Annotated in this window: 25 protein-coding genes and 1 tRNA gene; 9 read left to right on the forward strand and 17 right to left on the reverse strand. The window is 35.8% G+C overall.

Annotation, left to right across the window (positions count from 1 at the left end; translation table 11 throughout):
* Positions 1-277: 277 nt before the first annotated feature.
* A complete protein-coding gene (locus FAF07_RS09560; protein WP_142784894.1) occupies positions 278-910 on the reverse strand; it encodes a response regulator in 633 nt (210 codons plus the stop codon).
* A gap of 40 nt (positions 911-950) precedes the next feature.
* Complete coding sequence (locus FAF07_RS09565) at positions 951-1,394, reverse strand: retropepsin-like aspartic protease (RefSeq protein WP_142784895.1); 444 nt, start codon at positions 1,392-1,394, stop codon at positions 951-953.
* Between the two features lie 72 nt (positions 1,395-1,466).
* On the opposite strand from FAF07_RS09565, the gene FAF07_RS09570 reads away from it, so the two are divergent.
* The 8 genes from FAF07_RS09570 (at position 1,467) to FAF07_RS09605 (ending at position 6,652) form a co-directional block, all read left to right on the forward strand.
* Positions 1,467-2,246 carry a TatD family hydrolase gene (locus tag FAF07_RS09570; protein ID WP_142784896.1) on the forward strand — a complete coding sequence of 260 codons (780 nt, stop codon included), beginning with the start codon at positions 1,467-1,469 and terminating at the stop codon, positions 2,244-2,246.
* Positions 2,247-2,249: 3 nt separating this feature from the next.
* Positions 2,250-3,281, forward strand: a complete 1,032-nt coding sequence (locus FAF07_RS09575) for an asparaginase (protein ID WP_142784898.1) — start codon at positions 2,250-2,252, stop codon at positions 3,279-3,281.
* A gap of 70 nt (positions 3,282-3,351) precedes the next feature.
* A tRNA-Ser gene (locus FAF07_RS09580) sits at positions 3,352-3,439 on the forward strand.
* 78 nt (positions 3,440-3,517) lie between these two features.
* Positions 3,518-4,291, forward strand: a complete 774-nt coding sequence (locus FAF07_RS09585) for a MotA/TolQ/ExbB proton channel family protein (RefSeq protein WP_142784899.1) — start codon at positions 3,518-3,520, stop codon at positions 4,289-4,291.
* Positions 4,292-4,311: 20 nt separating this feature from the next.
* Positions 4,312-4,749: a hypothetical protein gene (locus FAF07_RS09590; RefSeq protein ID WP_185956410.1), complete on the forward strand. Its 438-nt coding sequence runs from the start codon at positions 4,312-4,314 to the stop codon at positions 4,747-4,749.
* Between the two features lie 2 nt (positions 4,750-4,751).
* Positions 4,752-5,357, forward strand: a complete 606-nt coding sequence (locus tag FAF07_RS09595; RefSeq protein ID WP_142784901.1) for an ExbD/TolR family protein — start codon at positions 4,752-4,754, stop codon at positions 5,355-5,357.
* A gap of 26 nt (positions 5,358-5,383) precedes the next feature.
* Complete coding sequence (locus tag FAF07_RS09600; protein WP_142784902.1) at positions 5,384-5,860, forward strand: ExbD/TolR family protein; 477 nt, start codon at positions 5,384-5,386, stop codon at positions 5,858-5,860.
* A gap of 78 nt (positions 5,861-5,938) precedes the next feature.
* The gene (locus FAF07_RS09605) at positions 5,939-6,652 is read left to right on the forward strand and encodes a porin family protein (RefSeq protein ID WP_142784903.1); all 714 of its coding nucleotides are present in this window, start codon (positions 5,939-5,941) and stop codon (positions 6,650-6,652) included.
* Here FAF07_RS09605 and FAF07_RS09610 read toward each other — a convergent pair.
* The 13 genes from FAF07_RS09610 to FAF07_RS09665 form a co-directional block, all read right to left on the reverse strand.
* Positions 6,647-7,252, reverse strand: a complete 606-nt coding sequence (locus FAF07_RS09610; RefSeq protein WP_142784904.1) for a hypothetical protein — start codon at positions 7,250-7,252, stop codon at positions 6,647-6,649. The two genes, FAF07_RS09605 and FAF07_RS09610, sit on opposite strands and share 6 nt — an antisense overlap.
* Entirely contained in the window at positions 7,252-8,712 is a 1,461-nt protein-coding gene (gene rpoN, locus FAF07_RS09615) for an RNA polymerase factor sigma-54 (RefSeq protein WP_142784905.1), read from the reverse strand. Before rpoN ends, FAF07_RS09610 begins: the two co-directional genes overlap by 1 nt.
* 79 nt (positions 8,713-8,791) lie before the next feature.
* A complete protein-coding gene (asnS, locus tag FAF07_RS09620) occupies positions 8,792-10,225 on the reverse strand; it encodes an asparagine--tRNA ligase (protein ID WP_142784906.1) in 1,434 nt (477 codons plus the stop codon).
* Between the two features lie 48 nt (positions 10,226-10,273).
* Positions 10,274-12,667, reverse strand: coding sequence for an efflux RND transporter permease subunit (locus FAF07_RS09625; protein WP_142784907.1), 2,394 nt, complete (start codon positions 12,665-12,667; stop codon positions 10,274-10,276).
* A gap of 46 nt (positions 12,668-12,713) precedes the next feature.
* Positions 12,714-13,988, reverse strand: a complete 1,275-nt coding sequence (locus tag FAF07_RS09630; RefSeq protein ID WP_246067677.1) for a hypothetical protein — start codon at positions 13,986-13,988, stop codon at positions 12,714-12,716.
* Positions 13,989-14,047: 59 nt separating this feature from the next.
* Positions 14,048-14,605, reverse strand: coding sequence for a ribosome recycling factor (gene frr / locus FAF07_RS09635; RefSeq protein WP_142784908.1), 558 nt, complete (start codon positions 14,603-14,605; stop codon positions 14,048-14,050).
* A 47-nt stretch (positions 14,606-14,652) separates the two neighbouring features.
* Positions 14,653-15,360: a UMP kinase gene (gene pyrH, locus FAF07_RS09640; RefSeq protein ID WP_142784909.1), complete on the reverse strand. Its 708-nt coding sequence runs from the start codon at positions 15,358-15,360 to the stop codon at positions 14,653-14,655.
* A gap of 233 nt (positions 15,361-15,593) precedes the next feature.
* Positions 15,594-16,565, reverse strand: a complete 972-nt coding sequence (tsf, locus tag FAF07_RS09645) for a translation elongation factor Ts (protein WP_142784910.1) — start codon at positions 16,563-16,565, stop codon at positions 15,594-15,596.
* 84 nt (positions 16,566-16,649) lie between these two features.
* Positions 16,650-17,603 carry a 30S ribosomal protein S2 gene (gene rpsB, locus FAF07_RS09650; protein ID WP_221930748.1) on the reverse strand — a complete coding sequence of 318 codons (954 nt, stop codon included), beginning with the start codon at positions 17,601-17,603 and terminating at the stop codon, positions 16,650-16,652.
* Between the two features lie 193 nt (positions 17,604-17,796).
* Positions 17,797-18,183, reverse strand: coding sequence for a 30S ribosomal protein S9 (rpsI, locus tag FAF07_RS09655; protein WP_142784911.1), 387 nt, complete (start codon positions 18,181-18,183; stop codon positions 17,797-17,799).
* On the reverse strand, positions 18,183-18,638 hold the full coding sequence (rplM, locus tag FAF07_RS09660; protein WP_142784912.1) for a 50S ribosomal protein L13: 456 nt from the start codon (positions 18,636-18,638) through the stop codon (positions 18,183-18,185). Before rplM ends, rpsI begins: the two co-directional genes overlap by 1 nt.
* A 280-nt stretch (positions 18,639-18,918) precedes the next feature.
* Positions 18,919-19,065 (reverse strand): hypothetical protein, encoded by a 147-nt coding sequence (locus FAF07_RS18550; protein WP_185956411.1) that lies wholly within the window; start codon positions 19,063-19,065, stop codon positions 18,919-18,921.
* 231 nt (positions 19,066-19,296) lie between these two features.
* Positions 19,297-20,925 carry an FAD-dependent oxidoreductase gene (locus FAF07_RS09665; protein WP_142784913.1) on the reverse strand — a complete coding sequence of 543 codons (1,629 nt, stop codon included), beginning with the start codon at positions 20,923-20,925 and terminating at the stop codon, positions 19,297-19,299.
* A gap of 113 nt (positions 20,926-21,038) precedes the next feature.
* Between FAF07_RS09665 and FAF07_RS09670 the strand changes: the two genes are divergently transcribed.
* Positions 21,039-22,991 (forward strand): YgiQ family radical SAM protein, encoded by a 1,953-nt coding sequence (locus FAF07_RS09670; protein WP_142784914.1) that lies wholly within the window; start codon positions 21,039-21,041, stop codon positions 22,989-22,991.
* A gap of 198 nt (positions 22,992-23,189) precedes the next feature.
* On the opposite strand, the gene FAF07_RS09675 is transcribed toward FAF07_RS09670, so the two are convergent.
* Together FAF07_RS09675 and FAF07_RS09680 are read right to left on the reverse strand one after the other, a co-directional pair.
* Positions 23,190-23,555 (reverse strand): endonuclease domain-containing protein, encoded by a 366-nt coding sequence (locus tag FAF07_RS09675; protein WP_142784915.1) that lies wholly within the window; start codon positions 23,553-23,555, stop codon positions 23,190-23,192.
* 262 nt (positions 23,556-23,817) lie between these two features.
* A complete protein-coding gene (locus FAF07_RS09680; RefSeq protein WP_142784028.1) occupies positions 23,818-24,849 on the reverse strand; it encodes an IS630 family transposase in 1,032 nt (343 codons plus the stop codon).
* Between the last annotated feature and the right edge of the window lie 29 nt (positions 24,850-24,878).

Genomic DNA, 24,878 nt, shown 5'->3' on the forward strand with positions numbered 1-24,878 from the left:
AGTAGGTTGACTTTTCCAAATACATTAGTTTTAAACTAATTGAGGTATATAAAATCTCAATTTTTTTGTTGATTAATAGCATTGTAAATTTAAGAGAGAATATTGAGAAATGAAATACGCACTTCTACGTATTTTTTAGAAAGAAGTATTATAATTAAAATGAAAACTCCAGATCATTACAACCTGGAGTTTTCTTAATTCTCCCTAAGAACTAATTAATAGCACTGTAAAGGTATAGTATAAAAAAGTTATAAAAAATACGCACTTCTACGTATTTTTACAAATAGTCTTTATTTATATTGGCCCATATAGAAAGGGATGTCGGTTTATTATCAAGTTGTAGTTTAGCTACGATATTGCTTCTGTGCTTATCTACAGTTCGAACAGATATGGAGAGGTCGTCAGCAATATCCTGACTTGTTTTATTTTCAGAAATCAGTTTAACTATTTTTAATTCAGATTTAGTCAAATCATTTAGGCCTTCTATTATATGTTCTACAGAATTAGCTTTTAAATAAGTTTTTATTTCTTGACTAAAGTAACGCTTGTTATTAATTGCATGATCGATGCAAGTTTCGATTTCTTCAACAGCAAATTCCTTCAAAATATAACCGTAAACGCCATGTGTTTGCGCTTGATTGTACAATTCCTGTTCTTTATCAAAAGTTATGAGAATTATTTTGGTGGTCAGGTTATTCTTTTTACAAGCTTCGGCAATTTCAAGACCTGTTTTATGGGGCATTCTTATATCAAGAATGGCAATATCTGGTTTTAAGGTCACAATGAGTTTATAAGCAGCATTGCCATCTTCGGCACTGCCTATAATATTATAGCCTTTTGAAGTAAGAAAACCTGAAAGACCACGCAACAACAACGGATGGTCGTCAGCAATTACAATGGATATGTTCATTTTAAGCGGGCTAGGGAAAATTAATACGTTAATAAATGTGCTATTCTAGCTTTAAATATAAATATTTTCTTTCATAATCAATAATGGCTTTAGACTTTTTTAATATATCAGCTCCAATTATTCCATCTACGGGTTTCGAGTCATGATTAATAAGTGCCGTATTTACATGGCTTAAGTTGAATAAAACCAACACAATTTTTTTATCTTTCCACTTCCCAATTTTCACGGTATTCTTTTTTGATGTTTTCGTATCCATATCTATGGCGCCAGCACCAGCAGCTTTTATCAACGAGTCTTCTGCCAATAGATTAAAATTTTTAACAGCTTCGAAACCAACACAGGAATTAGAAGCTCCAGTATCTAAAATAAATAAACCTTTTACACCGTTAATTGTCGCCTTAATCTCAAAATGATTGGTTTTGGTAAGGTGAAGTTTAACCTTTGTATAGTTGCGTACTAACAAAAATTCTTGAAGCGTTTCCATGTAAATGTGTTTTAAGCAAAGATAATCATGTAAAACGATTATTTTTACGGCATAGAGTAACTATAAAATGCCATGTTGAAAGATTTAATAATTACAGATACCCATACCCATTTATATAGCGAAGCATTTGACGAAGATAGAACTGAAATGGTGCATCGATCCATTAAAGCAGGGGTTAAGCGTTTTTTTATTCCAGCTATAGATTCTACATATACGGCGTCCATGTTCGACCTAAAAAAGAATTTTCCAGAGCATGTGTTTTTAATGATGGGCTTACACCCAACCCATGTAAAAAGTAATTATAATGACGAATTAACTCATGTTAAAGAAATGCTTTCTAAACATGAATTTTGTGCTATTGGAGAAATAGGAATTGATTTGTATTGGGACAAAACCACATTAGCAATACAGCAAAAGGCTTTTAGGGATCAAATTAAATTGGCAAAACATTACAAATTACCGATCGTAATACATTGTAGAGACGCTTTCGATGACATATTTGACATATTAGAAGAAGAGAAGGGAGCAGATTTACACGGTATTTTTCATTGCTTTACAGGAACTTTAGAGCAAGCCCGTCAAGCCCTTTCTTATAACATGAAATTGGGTATTGGTGGCGTGGTCACCTTTAAGAATGGCAAAATAGATCAGTTTTTGAAACACATCGATTTAAAACACATCGTTTTAGAAACAGACTCACCCTATTTGGCTCCAGTACCGTATCGCGGCAAGCGTAACGAAAGTAGCTATATTATTAATGTACTGGAGAAATTATCAGAAATATATAAGCTACCCATTGAAGAGATTGCACATATAACGACGGAAAATTCTAAAGCCGTTTTCAATATTTAAAACATGAGCAAAATGCAACCTAATATTTTATTGATTTATACTGGAGGAACCATTGGGATGGTTAAAGATTTTAAAACTGGAGCATTACGTGCATTCAATTTTAAGAATTTATTAAAAAGTATCCCAGAATTAAATTTACTCGATTGTAAAATAGAGTCGGTGTCCTTTGAAACCCCAATAGATTCGAGTAATATGAATCCTGATTATTGGGTGAAAATCGCCAAAATTATAGAGATCAATTATGACAATTTTGATGGATTTGTTGTTTTACATGGCAGTGATACGATGAGTTATACAGCTTCTGCTCTTAGTTTTATGTTAGAGAATCTAGCAAAACCAATTGTTTTTACAGGGTCTCAATTGCCCATTGGCGATTTAAGAACCGATGCTAAAGAGAATCTGATCACCTCTATCCAGGTCGCATCGCTACAATATAGAAATAAACCAGTTATCAAAGAGGTTTGTTTGTACTTTGAGTATAAATTATATAGAGCCAATAGAACTACTAAAATCAATGCTGAGCATTTTGAAGCATTTTCATCACCTAATTACCCAGATTTGGCAGAGTCTGGGGTACATTTAAAAGTAAACAAAAATCAGCTTTTTAGTCCTAACCTTAGAAAAAAGCTTACCGTTCATAAAAAACTGAATAATAATGTAGCTCTTATTAAGTTGTTTCCGGGGATTTCTGAAACACTTTTGGAAAGTATTTTTAACACACCTAATTTAGAAGGCGTTATTTTAGAAACCTATGGTTCTGGAAATTGTACTACCGAGGCCTGGTTTATCGATTTACTTAAAACAAATATTATAAAAGGCATACATATTATAAATGTGACACAGTGCCCCAGCGGCAGTGTCATCATGGGGCATTACGAAACGAGTAGTCAATTAAAAAAGATAGGAGTTATCTCAGGAAAAGATATTACAACTGAGGCCGCTATTAGCAAACTTATGTATTTACTTGCCAATAATGTTTCAAAAGATGTGTTTAAGATTGTCTATGAAACACCGCTTAGAGGAGAAATGACTTAAAAATTAACCTTTAAAGTTTTAAGGTTTGAAGTTTTTTTTGTTATTTCATCCCCTGTTAATTAAAAAATTTAGAGAGGTGGCCGAGTGGTCGAAGGCGCACGCCTGGAAAGTGTGTATACCTCAAAAGGGTATCGAGGGTTCGAATCCCTTCCTCTCTGCTGTTATTTTTATTTTTTAATTACTTTTTTTTTATATCTTTAACACTTTAACTAATTAATTAAATTAAGATCGAGAACATGAAAAGATTATTTTCTATCCTTGCCATTTCAGGAATTATGGCATTCGGAACCGCAAATGCAACAACCATTGCAAGCACGAATACAGCTGTAACTACGGTAGCTAGTATTACCCAAGATGATGTAGAACCTGTTGAAGAGGAATTAGGGTTCCATCAGGAATTAAAAAAACGATTTATTGAAGGCGGACCAGGATTTATGGGAATCGTACTTTTATGTTTAATCTTAGGATTAGCGATTGCTATAGAAAGAATTATCTTTTTAAATTTATCGACTACAAATACTAAAAAATTAACCCAAAATGTTGAAGAAGCTTTAGCATCAGGAGGCGTAGAGGCTGCCAAAGAAGTTTGTAGAAATACTAAAGGACCAGTAGCATCCATTTACTATCAGGGTCTAGATCGCGTTGATGAAGGTTTAGATGCTGCCGAGAAAGCTGTTGTAGCTTATGGTGGTGTTCAAATGGGACAATTAGAGAAAAACGTTTCTTGGATTTCGTTATTTATCGCATTAGCACCTATGTTAGGGTTTATGGGAACGGTAATTGGTATGATTCAAGCATTCGATAAAATTGAAGCTGCTGGAGATATGAACCCATCACTTGTTGCGGGTGGTATTAAAGTAGCCCTTTTAACAACGGTATTTGGTTTAGTTGTTGCCATTATACTTCAGATTTTTTACAATTACATTATTGCTAAAATTGATAGCATCGTTAATGATATGGAAGATGCTTCTATCACGTTAATGGACTTGTTAATTAGAAACAAGAGGTAATAATAATAAAAACTGAAAAGATGAATTCAAAAAAAATATTATCCATACTACTGGGTATTGTTGGAATAGCTTCCATAGCGCTTCTAATGGTTATCATTAGTACTGGAGATGAATCAATAAAAGCAGGTGAAGCTTCGAGTACAGTAAATTTATTTATGTACGTGGCTTACATCGTGCTATTGCTAACCTTAGTATTCGTAGTCGTATTCACTTTGAAAAACATGTTTGCAAATAAGCATACTTTAAAGAATACGTTGATGTCCGTTGGAGCGTTTATTGTATTAGCAGTAGTTTGTTACTTTTTAGCAACAGGCGTTGAAACACCTTTAAAAGATGGCGACACATTATCTGCTAACGGATCTCAACTTATTGGAGGCGGATTATATTTGTTTTACGTTCTAATTCTAATTGCTGGAGGTATCATGTTAGTTTCAGGAGTTAAAAAAATGACTAAATAATTATGGCAAAACGATCGGCACCAGAAGTTAATGCGGGCTCGATGGCCGACATAGCTTTCTTGTTACTAATATTTTTCTTAGTAACAACAACCATTGAAAAAGATTCCGGTATCAACCGAAAGCTTCCTCCTATAGAAGAATCTGAAGAGGATGTTATTATAAAGCAAAAAAACATTTTTACGGTTTTATTGAACAAAAATGACCATTTGCTTGTTGAAGATGAGGTTATGGAATTGAAAAATTTGAGAAAAGCCGCTGTTGAATTTTTAGATAACGGTGGTGATGGATCCTGTACATATTGTAAGGGGAAGAAAAACCCGTCCTCATCCGATAATCCAGATAAAGCGATCATCTCTTTGAAAAATGACCGTGAAACGTCATACTCTGCATATATATCCGTTCAGAATGAGTTGGTTGCAGCGTATAATGTGTTAAGAAATAGAAGGGCTCTAGAAATAGGCGCACAAAAAGGATTTCCTAAAATGAACTTTATCGACATGCAAGACAACTATAAAGATGTTAGGTGGAACGGTAATAAGGAAAAACTTAAGGATGTCATTGATCAAATCAAAACGGAGATTCCTCAAAAGCTTTCAGAAGTACAATAATTTAGAATTAAATAATATAAAAAATCATGTCTAAATTTAAGAAGAAAAAAGAAGGAGGTTTAGCTCCAATTAATACGGCATCTTTACCAGATATTGTTTTTATGTTGTTATTCTTTTTTATGGTGGCCACTGTAATGAGGGAAGATACATTGATGATTCAAAATGCCTTACCCGTAGCAAATCAAATTGAAAAACTTGACAAGAAAAACCCTATAAGTTATATTTACATTGGAAAACCAAGTGCTAATTATAAGAAGTTCGGTACCGAAGCAAGAATTCAATTAAATGATAAATTTGCAGACCTTGGAGAAGTTGGTACTTTTATTAATGCTGAAAGAGCAGCACTTAGAGAGGAATTAATTCCTTTTTTAACAGTGTCTTTAAAAGTGGATAAAGAAGCAAACATGGGTATTGTTGGTGATGTTAAGCAAGAACTGAGAAAAGTGAATGCATTAAAAATAAACTACACAACCGGTAGTGGTGATGCATTGACAAATAAATAGTATAATCTTAATTTGTTAAAATAAAAAAGGTATTCTCTGTAGAATACCTTTTTTTTATCTTTTAAAAGTATTTTCTGTATGTCAAAAAAAAGTTGGTATAGAACGTTCATTACAGGTGTTATTTGTGGTTTTTTAGGATTATTTAGTACTCAAGCACAAGAAACCATTATTAAAGAAATAGATTCGCTTTACAAGGAAGATCAATTCTATGTGGGTGTGACTTATAATCTACTGGGTAAAAAGCCAAATGATGTTAAGCAAACCGGTTTTTCAGCTGGAATACATATGGGGTTTATTAAAGATATGCCCATTAATAAGAATCGTAATGTAGCGATTGGTATTGGCTTGGGCTACTCTGCAAATTCATACAATCAGAACTTGCTTGTTAGTAAGGATGATTTAGGCAATTTTAATTATTCGGTACTTCAGGACACAGAAACCTATTCTAAAAATAAATTTTCAGCGCACTTTGTTGAAATGCCTGTGCAATTAAGATTGCGGACCTCTACACCGACGGGTTACAAATTCTGGCGTATTTACACGGGATTTAAGGTGGGATATATGTTTGCGCACACCACAAAGTATAGCGGCGAGTTAGGTGATTTAAACTATACGGATATTGATGATTTTAATAGACTGCACTACGGATTAACATTGAGTGCTGGGTATAATACCTGGAATTTCTATATGTATTACGGCTTGAATCCTATTTTCTCAAATGAGGCTCAAATAGATGGAAGCCAGATAGACATGAATACGATTAAGGTCGGTTTAATGTTTTATATTCTATAGCCAATAATTGACCAAAATTAATTGGGGCAAAAAGCCAATTGAAAAACCAATGATCAATTCAACGGGGCTATGGGCTTTCATATGCAGTCTGGAAGTAGCTACAGCGCCAATAATAATAGTCATTAGAGCTAACGTGCCATTTATATTAATACTAAAATGAATGCTCAATGCTAAAAAAAACATAAAGACACCCGCTACCGAAATCATATGAATACTGGCCTTAAACTTCGCAATGGCCAAAAGCAGACAGGTTAATGTAGAGATTAAGATGCCAACAAAAAAGTAGTAAAGTTCGATAACCTGAGTAGGTGTGACGATGCGCTTTAATATAATAAGGAGAACAATACAGTTTAATAATAACGGAACGATACGTTCACTCGTGGTTTCCAAATTAATGGTATTAACCTTTCCCAATGTTCTTAAAAGAAAGAAAAGTAAGATTGGTAAAACAATGGTAAGTATCGATAAAGAAATGAGTTTCGCCTGAATTATTTCTATAGGAATATATCTTGGAGACTTTGAAAAATAGAACATAACCCCAACTATTGGCATTATCAACGGATGAAAAACGTACGATATACTTTTTAAGAGACGATTCATTAAAGCTTTTTACGAAGTCTTGCTACAGGAATATCTAATTGCTCTCTGTATTTGGCAACTGTTCTTCGGGCTATTGGATAGCCTTTGTCTTTTAATATAGACGCTAAAGTTTCGTCTGTTAGCGGTTTCTTTTTGCTTTCGTCCTCTATCACAGTTTCCAGAATTTTCTTTATTTCTCTGGTCGATACATCTTCGCCTTGATCATTTTTCATAGATTCTGAAAAGAATTCCTTAATTAACTTCGTGCCATAAGGCGTGTCTACATATTTGCTATTTGCAACTCTTGATACGGTAGAAACATCCATGGAAATTTCATCAGCAATATCCTTAAGGATCATTGGTTTTAAATTGCGCTCATCCCCTGTTAAAAAGTACTCCTTCTGGTAGTGCATAATGGCACTCATGGTAACAAATAAGGTCTGCTGACGTTGTTTAATAGCTTCTATAAACCACTTGGCAGCATCTAATTTTTGCTTAATAAAAATGACGGCATCTTTTTGGGATTTCGATTTATCTTTAGCATCCTTATAGCCCTTAAGCATATTATTATACTCTCTAGATACGTGAATTTCTGGGGCATTACGTCCATTCAAGGTGAGTTCTAGTTCACCATCAACAATTTTAATGGCGAAATCGGGGACCACATGTTCTGTAATTCGGTTGTTACCGGCATAGGAGCCTCCGGGTTTCGGATTTAAATGTTCAATCTCAGAAACGGCATCTTTTAATTGAATTTCTGTTATATCAAATTTTTGAATTAGTTTTTTATAATGCTTTTTTGTAAACTGATCAAAGGCATTGTCAATAATATTAATCGCTAATTCAGTATCTGCAGTTTTTTCTTTTCTGTGAAGTTGAATACTTAAACATTCCTGAAGATTTCGTGCCCCAACACCAGCAGGATCTAGTTGATGCACAATCTTTAAAACGCGCTCAATCTTATCTTCGGTAGTGTAAACACTCTGTGTAAATGCCAAGTCGTCCATAATATCTGAAACGGATCGACGGATATAGCCACTTTCATCAACGCTACCCACCAAAAATTCGGCGATATCTCGCTCTTCATCAGAAAGGCGGTACGTATTTAATTGACTTATTAAATGTTGTCTAAATGAGGTGCCAGCGGCATAAGGCATCGTTTTTTCTTCGTCATCGCTACTGTAATTATTAACCTGCGTACGGTAATCTGGAATTTCATCATCACTTAAATACTCATCGACATTGATGTCTTCCGTATTAATGGTTTCGTTATCTTCGAAATCATCAGAGGTATTATCAAGATCTGAATCAAAATCGCTATCGTCCTCTTCCTTTCCGCCTTCCAATGCTGGGTTTTCTTCTAGTTCCTGTTTAATACGTTGCTCGAAAGCTTGCGTAGGCAACTGGATCAATTTCATTAATTGAATTTGTTGCGGCGACAATTTTTGCGACAACTTAAATTGTAAATGTTGCTTAAGCATAATTAAAATTTGGTTTCAGATAAAAGTATTAAATTTCTTTTTATCCCTATGTTACCTTATTACATTTCTTTTTTAACCTTTAGAATTCTGCATTTTGAGGTGTTCTAGGAAACGGAATCACATCTCTAATATTGGTCATTCCTGTAGCGAACATGACTAAACGTTCGAAACCAAGACCGAAACCGGAATGCACTGCGGTACCGTATTTACGTAAATCGAGATACCACCATAATTCTTCTTCAGAAATATCTAAAACGGCCATTTTCTCTTTTAAAACCTCTAAACGTTCTTCACGTTGTGCACCACCAACAATTTCACCTATTCCTGGAAAAAGTATATCCATAGCCCTTACCGTTTTACCATCTTCATTTAAACGCATGTAAAAGGCCTTTATATTTGCAGGATAATCAAATAAAATCACAGGACATTTAAAATGTTTTTCAACTAAAAAGCGCTCATGTTCACTTTGTAAATCTGTTCCCCATTCATTTATGATGTATTTAAACTTCTTCTTTTTATTGGGTTTGCTATGTCGTAAGATGTCAATAGCCTCAGTATAGCTTACCCGCTTAAAATTATTTTCGGTAACAAACTTTAGTTTTTCAATTAAAGACATGTCACTGCGTTCGGCCTGTGGCTTCGTTTTCTCTTCATCTAGCAATCGCTTGTCAAGAAATTCTAAATCTTCCAAGTTATGTTCAAGCACATATGCGATTACCGATTTCAGAAAATCTTCGGCAAGATCCATATTACCTGCTAAATCCATAAAAGCCACCTCAGGCTCAATCATCCAGAATTCTGCTAAATGGCGAGACGTATTGGAATTCTCAGCTCTAAACGTAGGGCCAAAAGTATATACTTTACCTAGTGACATGGCATAAGTTTCTGCTTCTAACTGACCAGAAACCGTAAGATTGGTTTCTTTTCCGAAAAAATCCTTAGTGTAGTCTACTTCACCAGCGTCATTTTTTGGCGCGTTTTTGGTCTCTAAAGTTGTTACCCTAAACATTTCGCCAGCACCTTCTGCATCACTTCCTGTAATAATTGGGGTGTGCATGTAGTAGAAACCATTATCGTTAAAATATTTATGAATGGCGAACGAGAGCGTTGAACGTAAACGCATCACGGCACTAAAGGTATTGGTTCTGGTGCGTAAATGTGCCTGTTCCCTTAAAAACTCAAAGGAGTGTTTTTTGGGTTGAATTGGGTAGGTTTCAGAATCGGAATCCCCTAAAATATCAATGGAGTTCACCTTGATTTCAACCTTTTGACCTTTACCTTGGCTTTCAACCAACTCACCTTTGATATGAACTGCCGCACCCGTTGTTATACGTTTTAAGAGCGCCTCATCAAACTTTTCAAAATCTACCACGCATTGGATATTATTTAAAGAAGAGCCATCATTTAATGCTATAAATCTATTTGCTCTAAACGTTCTTACCCAACCTTTAATATCTACTTCGGGCAATATAATATCTTCAGATAATAATTCTGAAACAGTACGTAATTTCATGTGTCGTTAAATTTAAAATGCAAAGATAAATTTTTATCTCTATTGGCGTTACTTTTCTTTGATATCATCTCCTTTAGGAATGATATTTATAGCAGGTTTTTTAAGCACTTTTTTATTGGCAATAAGGCGTTCCAATGATAATAATAGAGAAGGCAGAAGTAAAAGGTTAGAAAGCATGGCGAATAATAATGTGGCAGATACCAAAGCGCCCAATGCTACGGTACCGCCGAAACTTGAAATGGTAAATACCGAGAACCCGAAAAACAAGACGATAGACGTATAAAACATACTCACGCCCGTTTCTTTTAAAGCGGCATAGACCGATATTTTTATTTTCCAATGGTTTGCCTGTAGTTCTTGACGATATTTGGCCAAAAAGTGAATGGTATCATCTACCGAAATCCCAAAAGCGATACTAAAAACCAAGATGGTCGAGGGCTTAATGGGCACTCCCAAATAGCCCATCAATCCCGCAGTAACCAACAGCGGTAATAAATTGGGAATCAATGAGACAATAACCATTCTACCAGACCTGAACATATAAGCCATAAAAAGGGAAATTAAAAGTATGGCTAAAGACAGTGAAATGGCTAGGTTTTTAACCAAGTATTTTGTTCCTTTTTGAAACACCAATGCCTTCCCAGTCATTGTCACACTATATTTTTCCTTTGGAAAAACCTTATCGATTTTGGTTTGAAGATTCTCTTCGATACGTTCCATTTTATCGGTACCAATATCCTTCATAAACGTGGTGATTCGCGCGTATTGCCCTGTGCTATCTACAAAATTTTTGAGCAAGTCAACATTTGAAGATGAGTTTTTAGCGTATGATAGGATAAAACTATTTTCTTGTGATGTGGGTAGCTGGTAATATTTAGGGTTGCCGTTATAATAGGCTTGTTTAGAATATTTAACTAAACCTACCACTGAAACGGGTTTTGATAAATCTGGTGTTTCGATAATTAAGTCTTCAAGCTCGTCCATACGTTTCAAGGTAACGAGTTTCATAACGCCTTTCTTCCGTTTGGTGTCTATCATGATTTCTAACGGCATGATACCATTGAATTGGTCTTCAAAAAAACGAATGTCATTTACGAATTCAGAATCCTGAGGCATGTCTTCAATTAAACTGCCTGAAATCTTAATTTGATAAATACCTATAATACTCAGTGCTAATAATACAACTGAAGTAATATAAATGGTAATGCGTTTGTGGCGTACCATACGTTCCATCCAATCTACAAAACCACCAATCCAGCGCTTGTTCAAATGCTCTAAGTGTCTCGTTTTAGGGTAAGGTAATACCGTGTAAATAATAGGAATTATTAATAAACAGAGTATAAAAATGGCGAGAATACTTAAAGAGGCCACAATACCAAATTCCTTAAGCAACTTACTTTCTGTTAATATAAATGTGGCAAATCCAGAAGCGGTAGTCACGTTAGTCATTAATGTCGCATTTCCAACTTTTGTAATCACGCGTTGCAACGATTTGACTTTATTACCATGAAGTTTGACCTCATGCTGGTATTTGTTAATCAAAAAGATACAATTGGGAATCCCTATAACAATAATTAGCGGTGGAATAAGTGCCGTTAAAACGGTTATTTCATAATTTAAAAGACCTAAAATACCGAATGTCCACATGACACCTATACACACAACCACTAGTGAAATCAACGTCGCCCGGAAAGATCTAAAAAACAAAAAGAAAATAAGCGAGGTGACTAGTAATGCGGCTGTAATAAATAAGCCAATCTCATCTACAATATTCTGGGAATTCAGGGTACGGATATAGGGCATCCCAGAGATTCTAACATCTAAATTGGTCGCGTTTTCAAACGTATTTATAATGGGGGTTAACTCGTTAATTACAAAGTCTTTTCTAGCTTGGGTGTTTACAACATCTTTTTTCAGGTATAGCGCCGTTCTAATAGTTTTTGTTTCTTTATTGAATAAAAAATTATCGTAAAAAGGATATTGATTAAACAGTTGTTCTTGTAGGCTGTCAAGTTGATCTACTGTTGCAATGGAATCTTTTATAAAAGGTTCTAATATAAATTTCTCGTTAACATCATCTTTCACCAGTTTTTGTAAATCCTTGATAGATACGACCGTTTCTATTTCTGGAAAGGCTTTAAATCTGTCAGAAAGACGGTTCCAGGCATTTAATTTTTCTACGGTAAATAAGGATTCGTCTTGAACGCCAAGAATGATAAGATTTCCTTCTTCACCAAAGGTATTTAAAAATGCATTGTATTTTAAATTTACCTCATGATCATCGGGTAACAGATTCGCTTCGGTATATGTAAAACGCATGTTCTTCCATTGCATACCAAAGAATATAGTAGCCATTAGAATGCCCGCAACAATGACAATTTTATTCCTTAAAATCAATCTCGCGGTAACGTCCCAAAAATCTGCTGTAAAATGTTTAAACATGCCTTATTTAAAGATGGGCAAAGGTAGAAAAAAGGACTGTATTAAGTTATAATGTGACGTTAAAAGTAAACTTAAAAGCAACATTATCACCTATTTCAGGTAAATGATAGGCACCGTATCTATAAGTGAAGCTAAGACCAAAACCAAATAGCAATTTATTGATTTCGAAGCCAGACTCTGTATAGCCTTTTTTTAATGATTTAAAAGTGACGTTTTGATGCCTCTCAGGTTCATTAATATCGCCAATTCCATATCTGGTAATCAATACTAACTGGGGTTTGTACTGTGGTGATATATTAAATGGTTTTAAGTAATGCTTAAGTTGAAGCGTTGCAAATTTATCTGAAAAGAACTCATTAAAAAACATGGTTTCAAAACTGTTGGTTCCAGCTACTGAAAACCGTTGCAAAATAGTTTCCTTATTAATATTATTAGGATAGGCGTGATACAAATGGGTAAGGGGCGTGTCGCCATTAGCAATACCGGAAACTAGGGTGATTTCAGAAAAATCAGCATCTTCTTTGCCAAATTGATAGATGGTTCTAAAATCTACCTTTGAAAAATTGAAGTCACCCTGAATAACGTTTTTAAAACTTTTTGTGTACTGCAAAGTGAATTTTGGAAAGCCATCTTTGGTCTCCATAAGTGCGTTATCCTTAAATTCGAAACGACTAAAGGGGCTCCACTGTAACGCAATTTTTCCTGTGCTTATATGAAAGTTACTTAATACATCATTATCTAAAACATAGCCATACTGGTAAGTAGGATCTATTTTACTTGCGGCAAATTCTGTTTCGGTAAGTAAATGTGAAGATAGCCGGTGCTCTAACGAAACAGATTTTGTAATGTGTTTATGAAATAAATCAATGTTCAGCAATCTGGGCTCGAAAAATTGAAAGAACCGTTTATCCGTTAAAAAGTTAGTGCTTCCTGTTTCCTGTAAATCATCTGTATACGCAACGTTTAACCAAGTGCCGGTACTATTTGAAAGCCGTAAGCCTCCACCAATGCTATATTTAAATCTATGGTCCCTAAACCCATAAACAAGATAGGAGTTAATTCTGAATTTATCAGATAGCGCCTCATTGGTCACACCACCAACACCAGTTCTTACACCTTCATATTGATTATATTTTATAAGATAACGCAGATCAAAATTAAAATATTTGGTGGGGTAGTAGCCATTCCCGATAGAATTTAAAAGTTCGCGCTTTTGTACAGAATCTTGTTTGGGCTCAATGGACGTTTCAGAAAAGGATTGTTGTGATTGTACCTGAATAAAACAAAACAGAAAAAAAAATAAGATAAAGGGTCTTAGCATATTGAATTTTAAAGGCAAGAAATTAACATAAAAAAAGCGACAATTCAGTCGCTTGAAAATTATATAGTCATGATTTCTCTTTCCTTGTTATCGAAAATGTCATCAATCCTTTTAACGTAAGTATCTGTCATTTGTTGCACATCTATCTCTGCATTCTTCTTAAGATCTTCTGATACGTCATCCGATTTTTTAATCTCATTATTGGCATCTTTACGCGCCGTACGAACGCTGATTTTAGCATCTTCAGTTTCAGATTTTGCCAATTTTGCTAAGTTTATGCGACGCTCTTCTGTTAGTGGAGGCACATTTATAATGATAGTATCACCATTATTCATGGGATTAAAGCCTAGGTTGGCAAACATAATACCACGCTCAATTTCTTGAAGCATATTTTTTTCCCAGGGCTGTACGGTAATGGTTCTGCCGTCAGGCGTATTCACATTGGCCACTTGACTTAATGGTGTTTGAGAACCATAATAGTCTACCATGACGCTGCCCAACATAGCAGGGCTTGCTTTTCCAGCTCTAATGTTGATTAACTGTTTTTCTAAATGTTTGATGGCATTATCCATCGCTTCTTTAGTGGTATCTAGTATAAATTGTATATCGTCGTTCATCGTTATTAAACTTTAATATGTGTCAATATGCAAATAGTTTGCCAATGTTATATGTTAACTTCTGTTCCAATTTTTTCCCCAGAAACCACTTTGAGTAAGTTTCCTTTTTTGTTCATGTCAAAGACAATAATGGGTAACGCATTTTCTTGACTAAGTGTAAAAGCTGTGGTGTCCATAACTTTTAATCCCTTACGCAAAACATCATCAAAAGATAAGAAATTAAATTTAATCGCATCCTTATTTTTTTCAGGATCTGTGTCGTAAATGCCATCCACGCGAGTTCCTTTTAAAATCACATCGGCTTCTATTTCTATAGCGCGTAAAACGGCTGCAGAATCTGTAGTGAAATAAGGGTTTCCAGTACCGCCTCCAAAAATAACTACACGTCCTTTTTCTAGATGGCGCATGGCACGTCTTCTTATAAAGGGTTCAGCCACTTCGTTAATTTTTATGGCACTTTGTAGTCTTGTTGGTATGCCTGCATCTTCTAGAGCACCTTGTAAGGCTAATCCGTTTATGACTGTGGCAAGCATCCCCATATGATCGCCTTGAACGCGGTCCATGCCTTTGCTGGCTCCTGCAACACCTCTAAAAATATTCCCGCCACCTATAACTATAGCCACTTCAATACCTTGGTCTGTAATCGTTTTGATGTCTTGAGCATATTCTGCTAAACGTTCTGGGTCAATACCATATTGGCGCTCTCCCATTAAAGCTTCGCCAGATAGTTTGAGAAGTATTCTTTTATATTTCATGAGTTGATTTATGAGGTGTTTGCTTTCGCGGAAACAAAAGTTTAGCAAAACTACATAAATTTTTGTGTTTTACCGAAAGCGTATTTATTAAAATGCTAATTGTCTAGAAAAGCCTGATCCTAATAAAACCTGAAAGTCAAAATATCAGGAATAAAAAAACCACCATACTTATAAAGTATAATGGTTTTTAAATTTTTTATAAATCGCTAAAACAGGATTTAATTAGATGATTTTTATCCTACTGTTACACGTTTGAAACCTGTAATTTGAACATCACCGTATGAATCAACATATTGAGCAACCGTTTGTTTCTCATCTTTGATGAATTTCTGGTCTAATAAACACTTTTCTTGATCTAAAGTCGTATTGTCAGAAATGAAACGTTCCATTTTTCCTGGTAAAATCCTGTCCCAGATTTGTTCTGGTTTACCTTCAGCTTTTAATTCTGATTTGGCCGCTTCTTCCGCTTGAGCAATAACTTCTGGAGTTAATTGCGCCATAGAAATATATTGAGGTACATTTTTAAGTGTTTTACCTAAACGCCCTAATTCAATATTGTCTTTTTCAATAACGGCAATTCTAGCTTCAGTTTCTGAGGCGATGAATGCAGGATCAAAATCTTTATAAGACAATGTGCTTGCTCCCATGGATGCTACTTGCATAGCCACATCTTTAACTAGAGTGTCCGCTTTGTCTACTTTTGTAGACAAACCTACTAAAGCAGCAATTTTGTTAATATGCACGTAAGTGCCAACAAAAGGGGCTTGTAATTTTTCAAAAGCAGTGATGTCTAGTTTTTCACCAATAACACCAGTTTGCTCAATTAGTTTTTCGGCAACGGTCATTCCTTCAAAATCAGCAGTTAAAAAGGCTTCTTTAGAATCATGGTTTAATGCGATTTCAGCCAATTGATTTGCTAGTGCTACAAAGTTTTCATTTTTACCAACAAAATCAGTTTCACAACCCAAAACAATAGCAACACCTTCAGTCTGGTCTGCATTGATTTTTGAAATCGCTGCACCTTCAGATGACTCTCTGTCTGCTCTTTTTTCTGCTACTTTTTGTCCTTTTTTACGTAAAACGTCAATAGCTTTGTCAAAATCGCCTTCGGCTTCAACTAATGCTTTTTTGCAGTCCATCATCCCTGCACCTGTAGCTTTTCTTAATTTATTTACTTCAGCAGCTGTTATTTTTATAGCTTCCATATTATTTTAAAATTTAAAAAAGTCGTTTAATTTATTTCTTAAAAGAAAAGATTAAACGACTTTAAAATGGTGTATTAATGTTATTTATTCTTCTTCTTCAGCTGCAGCTTTTTTTGCTGGAGCCGCTTTAGCTTTAGGCGCATCCTTTTCAGTTGCCACCTCTGGAGTTGCTTCTACAACTTCTTTTTTAGCTTTAGGCGCTTCTTTTTTAGTTGCTGCCTCAGGAGTTGCTTCTACAACTTCTTTTTTAGCTTTAGGTGCTTCTTTTTCGGTGGATACCTCTGGAGTTGCTTCTGTAGCTGCTTTATCAGCTTTAGGCGCTTCTTCTTTAGCGGTAGCCGCGTCTTTTTCAGCTTTACGTTCAGCTAAACCGTTAGATATAGCTTCTGTAACATGAGTTAAAATCTTATCGATCGATTTAGAAGCATCATCATTTGATGGTATAACGTAATCAACTTGACGTGGGTCTGAGTTGGTATCTACCATTGCAAAGATTGGAATGTTTAATTTTTGAGCTTCTTTAATCGCGATGTGCTCACGTTTAATATCTACAACAAACAATGCTCCTGGTAAACGCGTCATATCGCTAATAGAACCTAAGTTTTTTTCTAACTTAGCCCTTAAACGATCGACTTGTAAACGTTCTTTTTTAGAAAGTGTCATGAAGGTACCATCTTTCTTCATTCTATCGATAGAAGCCATTTTCTTAACCGCTTTTCTAATAGTAACAAAGTTAGTTAGCATGCCACCTGGCCATCTTTCTGTAATGTAAGGCATGTTGATTGCACCTGCTTTTTCAGATACAATATCTTTTGCCTGCTTTTTTGTTGCAACAAATAAGATCTTACGACCAGAATTAGCAATTTTGCTTAATGCTGCACCTGCTTCATCTATTTTTGCCGCTGTTTTATAAAGGTTGATAATATGGATGCCATTACGCTCCATATATACGTAAGGTGCCATATTTGGATCCCACTTACGTGTTAGGTGACCGAAGTGTACACCTGCTTCAAGTAATTCTTTTACTTCTACTGCCATTTTGTAATAGTTTACGTTCTGTTGAATTAGCAATGTTCCATTTAGCTTTTGGCTTTTGGCTTCATTTAGATGCTAAACTAAATCCTGTCTTTTGGACTAGGACAACAATAACTTGTTTAATTTTTATTTTGTTTTGAAATGCACTTCGACTGCGCTCAGTGTGACACAGGCAAAAGCAATTCGATAGATAATATTAACGTTTAGAGAATTGGAATTTTTTACGCGCTTTTTTCTGTCCGAATTTTTTACGCTCCACCATTCTTGGATCTCTTGTTAATAAACCTTCTGGTTTAAGTATTAATCTGTTTTCAGCATCGATCTCACACATAACGCGAGAAAGGGCTAAACGAACAGCTTCTGCTTGCCCGGTTATACCACCTCCAAATACATTTACTGTAATATCAAAGTTGTCGTCATTGTTAGTCAAAACTAAAGGCTGCTTTACTTTGTACTGTAAGGTTGCTGTAGTAAAGTAGTTAGCTAAGTCTTTTTTATTAATCGTAATGTTTCCTTTTCCTGGAGAAACATAAGCACGAGCAACAGCCGTCTTTCTACGGCCAATTTTGTGAATTACTTCCATTAATGAAATTCGTTTAAGTTAATTGTCTTTGGTTTTTGCGCTGCATGTGCATGTTCAGAACCAACAACAACTGTTAGGTTACGGAATAAATTTGCACCTAATTTGTTTTTAGGTAACATTCCTTTTACTGATTTTTCTACTAATCTTGCTGGATCTTTTCCAAACATTTCTGTAGCAGTTAAACTTCTTTGACCACCTGGATAACCTGTGTGACGAATGTACGTTTTGTCATTCCACTTGTTTCCTGATAAGTTGATTTTTTCAGAATTGATAACAATAACGTTATCTCCGCAATCAACATGTGGTGTGAAGCTAGGCTTGTGTTTACCTCTTAAAAGTATTGCAACTTTAGAAGCTAAACGGCCCAAAGTTTGACCTTCAGCATCCACTAAAACCCACTGCTTATTTACAGTAGCTTTATTGGCTGAAATCGTTTTGTAGCTTAATGTGTCCACGTTTTAATTTATTTTTATTAAACATTCCTCTCTAAAAAAAGAGTTTGCAAATTTACGATTATATATTTGATTACCAAATAGCATGGCGCAATATTTTTAGACTAAAAATCAGGTAGTTTCGTGTTACATAAATAGAAGGCAATAAAAAATCTTATTAAAAATCACAAATGGTGAAAAATTAATAAGGTTTTATATCATTCTCGCTGCTCAATATTAGATGAAAAGCGAGATTTTTTTATGTGCTTTTAATGAACCTAAAGCCATTAAGACTATAGATGAGCTATTCAATTCTAGGTTTTTCGTGCATTTTTCGTGCTTTTACATAAGCATATAACATGATGGCTAATTTTAAACTGGCCAATGCTATTCTAGATCGCCTTCCCTTAAGGAAAAAGCCAGTGAGTCCGAGTATTTTAGATGTTATCATTGATTATATTTTTTATTTAATAAACAATTATGCGTTATCACGAGGTTGGTGAATGTCTTGTCTTTGATCTTGCTGATGATTTATCATTTTTCATTAATTTTATATTGTATTACTGTAAATATAAGCCAATTACAGGTTTTTTTTAACGCAAATAAAGGAATGATTGACTTAAATAAAATAAATCTTAATTTTATCAAATTGATTTTTACAATGGAATAAGAAACGGTTTGTTTAGGATATGTCACTCAAATAACGATGCACTTGACTCACGGCCATAGAGCCTTCACCAACAGCAGAAGCCACACGTTTTACAGAGCCTTGGCGTGCATCTCCAACTACAAAAAGCCCAGGCAAGCTAGATTCTAAGGATTCTGGTTCTCGTGATTTATAAATTCCACAATCGGGTAAATCTTCTTTTTTAAGAGAAGCGCCCGTGCAAATAAATCCTTTATTATCTGTTATAACTAGTCCGTCCATCCATTTGGTGTTAGGTTGTGCACCTATAAAAGAGAAGACATTAGAGGTGCTTATTTCTTTTTTCTCATCTTTAGTTCTAATGGTTATGGATTCTAAATGATGATGGCCTTCCAGTTTTACAATTTCGGTTTCAGTCTGTAAATGAATATTTGATGCTGCTTCAATGCGTTGCACTAAATAGTCACTCATTTTATCTCCCAAATGATTACCACGTATCATAATATGCACATCTTTTGCAGAATTGGATAAAAACATAGCCGCTTGACCTGCCGAATTACCACCACCTACAACTACAATAGGTTGGTCTTGACAATTCTGTACATCCATACCTGTCGCTGAATAATAAATACCACTACCTTCGTAGTCGTTAATATTATCTAATGGCAGCTGTTTATAATCTGCACCAGTCGCCACAATGAGCGCTTTCGATTTAATGACTTTATCGTTAGTAGCGCAAACCGTGAAGCAACCCTTACTATGCTCTAAGCTTTTCGCACGGTGCGGAATGGAAATATTGCAACCAAATTTTTGTGCTTGTACATAAGCACGGTTAGCCAAATCGCCTCCTGAAATCCCTGTAGGGAACCCCAAATAATTTTCAATTTTAGAACTCTTACCTGCTTGACCTCCAGGAGCTTCGCTGTCTATAGTCACAACGCTTAAACCTTCAGATGCGGCATAAACACTGGCAGCTAAACCAGCGGGGCCAGCACCAATAATAAGGACATCAAAAACCTTGTCTTCAAAATCCATTAATACGCCACTATATCGTCCCAGTTGTTCAATAGTTGGTGTTTTACATACTTTAGAATCGCTATTTATTAAAAATGGCAAATCTTTTTCTGAGAGGCTAAAATGGTTTAATAGCGATCGGGCTTCTTCTTCTGTATCAACATCAATAAAATTGTGCCAAATGTGATTCTTTTCTAAAAACTCCCTAATTTCATAAGTTTCATTAGACTTTCCTGAGCCTACCACTTTTAAGCCTCCCGAAATGTCGTTGAGAACGGTTTGCTGTCTTAGTAAAAAAGCGTTTAATAAAACATCATTTATATCGCTCAGTTTAGAAATAGCTTCTTTCAACTTGTCTGGTTTAATACGTAACAAGCTGGTGTTTGGAATAGTAACCGCATGAAACTGTGATGCTCTATCGGAAAGCATGCCGCTATCTCCGGTGAACTCATATTTTTTATGAGTTGTTATCGTATTATTATTGTATGGGTCTTCAATATTAATGGCACCTTTTAAAACCACAAAAAAATCATAAATATTATCGCCTTCTGAAAATATTTGAGTTTTATCCTCAAAATGTTCTATACTTCCGTAATCTTTAAGTAGCGTAACTTGGGTGTGCTTAAGTTCTGGGAAACGAGGATCTTTCATTTGATTTTTTTTCAACTTACAATATACGACAGATTCTTTGATTATATTGCTTGGACTTTGATTGACTGATTAATAATGCTTAAGCGGTGTTTTTTGTCTATTTTTGCAGCGCTATGCAAGAGTTACAACTTTCAGATTGGTTGCCTACCACAAATAAAGAGGTTAAAATACGCGGTTGGGATGCCCTAGACGTGATATTGTTTAGTGGTGATGCCTATGTAGATCATCCATCGTTTGGACCTGCGGTTATCGGTCGTATTTTAGAAAGTTATGGCTTGCGGGTTGCCATTGTGCCGCAACCTAATGTCAATGATAATCTTCAGGATTTTGTAAAGCTAGGTGCTCCAAAATTGTTTTTTGGTGTCACGGGTGGTTGTATGGATCCCATGATTAGCAATTACAATGCGAATAAAAAGCGTCGGGATAAAGATGCCTACACACCAAATGGTGATATTGGGTTTAGGCCCGATTATGCGACTACAGTGTATTCCAATATTTTAAAAGAAAAATGGCCAGATGTCCCCGTGTTAATTGGAGGCATTGAAGCGTCTTTGCGTCGTGTAACGCATTACGATTATTGGAGTGATAAGCTGATGCCTTCTATTTTAGAAAGCTCTAAAGCAGATATGTTGGTTTACGGGATGGGTGAACAACCCCTTCGTGAAGTGGTGCGTTTGTTGCAAAAAGGCGTGCCATTTAGTAGTATAACAACCATAAAGCAAACGGCGGTTCTTGTAGATAAAGATGCCAAGATTCCAAAGAACAGTAATTGGGAGGATGTTGAAATTGTATCGCATGAAACCTGTTTGAAGGATAAAAAGAAGTTTGCCTCTAACTTTAAAGTTATAGAGCAAGAATCTAATAAATTGGCAGCAAGACGCATTTTTCAGAAAGTTGGAGAGAAGACGTTAATGATTAATCCGCCGTACCCAACGATGACCGAAGACGAGATCGATGCGTCTTTTGAGTTGCCTTACACAAGATTACCACATCCAAAATACGATAAGCGCGGACCAATTTCCGCCTATGAAATGATTAAGTTTTCCATTAATATCCACCGTGGGTGTTTTGGAGGTTGTAGTTTTTGTACCATATCTGCTCATCAAGGAAAATTTATCGCATCTCGAAGTCAAGAATCTGTGCTGCGTGAGGTTGATACCGTAGCAAATATGCCTGATTTTAAAGGCTATTTATCAGATATTGGTGGGCCAAGTGCTAACATGTATAAAATGAAAGGGAAAATACAGTCTATATGCGATAAGTGTGTGGCGCCTTCTTGTATTTCGCCAGTAATTTGCAGTAATTTAGATACGTCCCATAAACCCTTAACCGAATTATACCAAGCCGTTGATAGTCACCCGAAAGTTAAAAAATCGTTTATTGGCAGCGGTATTCGTCATGATATGTTGGTACCAGAATTCAATAAAAATGCAGATCCAAAGGAGTTAGACGATTACACCGAAGAGGTGATGACAAAGCATGTTTCTGGACGATTAAAAGTAGCGCCAGAGCATACCAGCGATCCTGTTTTAAAATTGATGCGGAAACCATCGTTTACCTATTTTCATAAGTTTAAAGAGCGCTTTGATAAGATTAATATTAAGAAAGGTTTGAAACTGCAATTGATACCTTATTTTATATCAAACCACCCTGCTTGCGAAGTAGAAGATATGGCCAATTTAGCTGCCGAAACCAAAGACATGGGTTTCCAGTTAGAACAAGTGCAAGGGTTTACACCAACACCTATGACGGTGGCTACGGTAATTTATTATAGTGGTTACCATCCTTACACGCTTAAAAAAGTAAACACACCAATATCTCGGAAGGAAAAAGACGAACAACATCGTTTTTTCTTTTGGTATAAAGATGAAAACAAAGCTTGGATTAAAAACACGTTGAATAAACTCGGGCGTCAAGATTTATTAAAAGTACTGCTACCTGAAAAAACGGAGAAGTGGCGCAAAAATAAACCAAACGGCGAAGCGAAGCATACGTTTGATGATGCGATCCCTTTTAATCAACGCAGGAATAAAACTAAATTTAGGTCTAAGAAGAAACGACGGTAGGTTGTTTTTTTTACTTTTTTACTCGAACACCCCTAAAGTCCCCTCAAGGGGACAATCCAAATCAAGAAACCTTATTACAAACTAATGTTGTTGAGATATATTAAGCAACTAATATTTGAGCCACTAGCAAAGATATGCCGTTATAATTGTCCCCTTGAGGGGACTGCGGGGGTGTTTTTAGAGGATTGGTTTTTTAAATTATTCCATTAGTTCTTTCACGGTCTCTTCAATGACCAATAGAACACTAAACATATTCTTTTTGACTTCATCATTTGAAAACCTCAAGAATGTAACACCATAAACTTCCAATTCACCTTGTCTTTTTGCATCGTATAAAAAATTGTGATCATGACTGCTTCCATCAATTTCAATAGCTAAACCAATTTCATGACAATAAAAATCAACAATATAATTAAGCATAGGTACTTGCCTGTGAAATTGAACACCATAAGCGCGTTGTTTAATGTTTTGCCATAATAAAACCTCTGGTAACGTGCTGTTTTTTCTAAGTTGCCTAGCTAGTGATTTTAATTCTGGATTGTATGGAATTATTTTGTTTTTCATGGTTTGCATTTTGTACTCTGACACCCCTAAAGTCCCCTCAAGGGGACATCCTCCGATTAAACTTAGTAACTAATACCCCATTGAGGGGATTACAGGGGTGTTTTTCAGTATAAATTTAAAACAATATAATTAGTTAATAGCTCACTAAAATAAATGTAGTTTTCTTGTTTTTTGTATAAAATAAAATTCATGTCGAAAATACTGAATAATCTGCCTATTGAAGATTTATTAATCGTTAGGTTATTTAGTTCTTATAAGATTGTCAGGCAGCATATCTGGCGTGTCTGTGATGAAAATATTTTTTCACTTGTGGTTTGTCCTTTTTTCTTTTGTTCATAAAATCATTGATATTTTCCTTTAGCTGTTCCTTGTTGATCGCCCTTTTCTTGCCGATAATATTGGTCTTCAGATCTTGGTTGACGTATTCCTGGGGATTCAGTTCCGGGGAATAGGGCGGGATGAACAATACTTCGATCTTATCATTGTTCTCCTCTAGCCATTGGTCAAGTTTGATGGTCTTGTGGGCGGGATGGTTATCGGTAATGAAAAATATCTTTTTATTGCTATACTTTATCATCAGTAGCAAGAACATCTTAAAGACCTCGCTGTTGAAGCCCTTCTCCATCAACATGAACTGCAGATGCCCCCTGTTGCTTATTGCGGAGATCATATTGACCGTGTATCTTTTCCCCGTTGCCTTTATTATAGGCGTTTTTCCTTTAGGGGCATAGCTCTTGCCTGCCTGGTGGTCGCTCCTGCAGCCCGTCTCGTCCCCAAAGTATATTATCGCTCTTTCTGCCTTTGCCCTTTTTTCTATCGCCGGATATTCTTCCTCCAGCCATTTCCGTACGTTTTCCGGCTTTTGCTCGAACGCCTTTCTTATGGGCTTTTGGGGAGTGTACCCCCATTTTTTCAGGTAGCGCCCTACCTGCCAGCGCGACAGCTCGACGCCGAACTTCTGCGATATCAGCTGCTGTACGGCTTCCCTTGTCCAAAGTCCGAAGGGGAGCTTCAACTGCTCGGGAAGTTTTTCCCTGATAAGTTCCCGCACCTTATGGGCCTGGTCCTTCTTGAGTTTCATGCCGCCCTGCACACCACGTTTCCTGCTGCACAGCGCGCGCTTGCCGCCGGCCCTGTACCGCGCCCATATCTTGTTTACCGAACGCTCGGTGATACCGAAAATCTCGGCGGCCTGTCTCTGGGTGCCCAATTTCTTGCGGAGATAATCGGCCACACGCAACCGTGTTTCCTCTTGGGCATCTTGGTTCTTACGCTTCTTCACCTTTGTTTTCATACAATAAAGATACGTAAAATTTTCAGAAT

It is taken from the genome of Changchengzhania lutea, from assembly GCF_006974145.1.
In the GTDB taxonomy this organism is placed as follows: Bacteria; Bacteroidota; Bacteroidia; order Flavobacteriales; family Flavobacteriaceae; genus Changchengzhania; species Changchengzhania lutea.

Coding starts and splice junctions, on each gene's coding strand:
- FAF07_RS09560 (WP_142784894.1), bottom strand. CDS start 910: ATGAACATATCCATTGTAATTGCTGACGACCATCCGTTGTTGTTGCGT.
- FAF07_RS09565 (WP_142784895.1), bottom strand. CDS start 1,394: ATGGAAACGCTTCAAGAATTTTTGTTAGTACGCAACTATACAAAGGTT.
- FAF07_RS09570 (WP_142784896.1), top strand. CDS start 1,467: ATGTTGAAAGATTTAATAATTACAGATACCCATACCCATTTATATAGC.
- FAF07_RS09575 (WP_142784898.1), top strand. CDS start 2,250: ATGAGCAAAATGCAACCTAATATTTTATTGATTTATACTGGAGGAACC.
- FAF07_RS09585 (WP_142784899.1), top strand. CDS start 3,518: ATGAAAAGATTATTTTCTATCCTTGCCATTTCAGGAATTATGGCATTC.
- FAF07_RS09590 (WP_185956410.1), top strand. CDS start 4,312: ATGAATTCAAAAAAAATATTATCCATACTACTGGGTATTGTTGGAATA.
- FAF07_RS09595 (WP_142784901.1), top strand. CDS start 4,752: ATGGCAAAACGATCGGCACCAGAAGTTAATGCGGGCTCGATGGCCGAC.
- FAF07_RS09600 (WP_142784902.1), top strand. CDS start 5,384: ATGTCTAAATTTAAGAAGAAAAAAGAAGGAGGTTTAGCTCCAATTAAT.
- FAF07_RS09605 (WP_142784903.1), top strand. CDS start 5,939: ATGTCAAAAAAAAGTTGGTATAGAACGTTCATTACAGGTGTTATTTGT.
- FAF07_RS09610 (WP_142784904.1), bottom strand. CDS start 7,252: ATGAATCGTCTCTTAAAAAGTATATCGTACGTTTTTCATCCGTTGATA.
- rpoN (WP_142784905.1), bottom strand. CDS start 8,712: ATGCTTAAGCAACATTTACAATTTAAGTTGTCGCAAAAATTGTCGCCG.
- asnS (WP_142784906.1), bottom strand. CDS start 10,225: ATGAAATTACGTACTGTTTCAGAATTATTATCTGAAGATATTATATTG.
- FAF07_RS09625 (WP_142784907.1), bottom strand. CDS start 12,667: ATGTTTAAACATTTTACAGCAGATTTTTGGGACGTTACCGCGAGATTG.
- FAF07_RS09630 (WP_246067677.1), bottom strand. CDS start 13,988: ATGCTAAGACCCTTTATCTTATTTTTTTTTCTGTTTTGTTTTATTCAG.
- frr (WP_142784908.1), bottom strand. CDS start 14,605: ATGAACGACGATATACAATTTATACTAGATACCACTAAAGAAGCGATG.
- pyrH (WP_142784909.1), bottom strand. CDS start 15,360: ATGAAATATAAAAGAATACTTCTCAAACTATCTGGCGAAGCTTTAATG.
- tsf (WP_142784910.1), bottom strand. CDS start 16,565: ATGGAAGCTATAAAAATAACAGCTGCTGAAGTAAATAAATTAAGAAAA.
- rpsB (WP_221930748.1), bottom strand. CDS start 17,603: ATGGCAGTAGAAGTAAAAGAATTACTTGAAGCAGGTGTACACTTCGGT.
- rpsI (WP_142784911.1), bottom strand. CDS start 18,183: ATGGAAGTAATTCACAAAATTGGCCGTAGAAAGACGGCTGTTGCTCGT.
- FAF07_RS18550 (WP_185956411.1), bottom strand. CDS start 19,065: ATGATAACATCTAAAATACTCGGACTCACTGGCTTTTTCCTTAAGGGA.
- FAF07_RS09665 (WP_142784913.1), bottom strand. CDS start 20,925: ATGAAAGATCCTCGTTTCCCAGAACTTAAGCACACCCAAGTTACGCTA.
- FAF07_RS09670 (WP_142784914.1), top strand. CDS start 21,039: ATGCAAGAGTTACAACTTTCAGATTGGTTGCCTACCACAAATAAAGAG.
- FAF07_RS09675 (WP_142784915.1), bottom strand. CDS start 23,555: ATGAAAAACAAAATAATTCCATACAATCCAGAATTAAAATCACTAGCT.
- FAF07_RS09680 (WP_142784028.1), bottom strand. CDS start 24,849: ATGAAAACAAAGGTGAAGAAGCGTAAGAACCAAGATGCCCAAGAGGAA.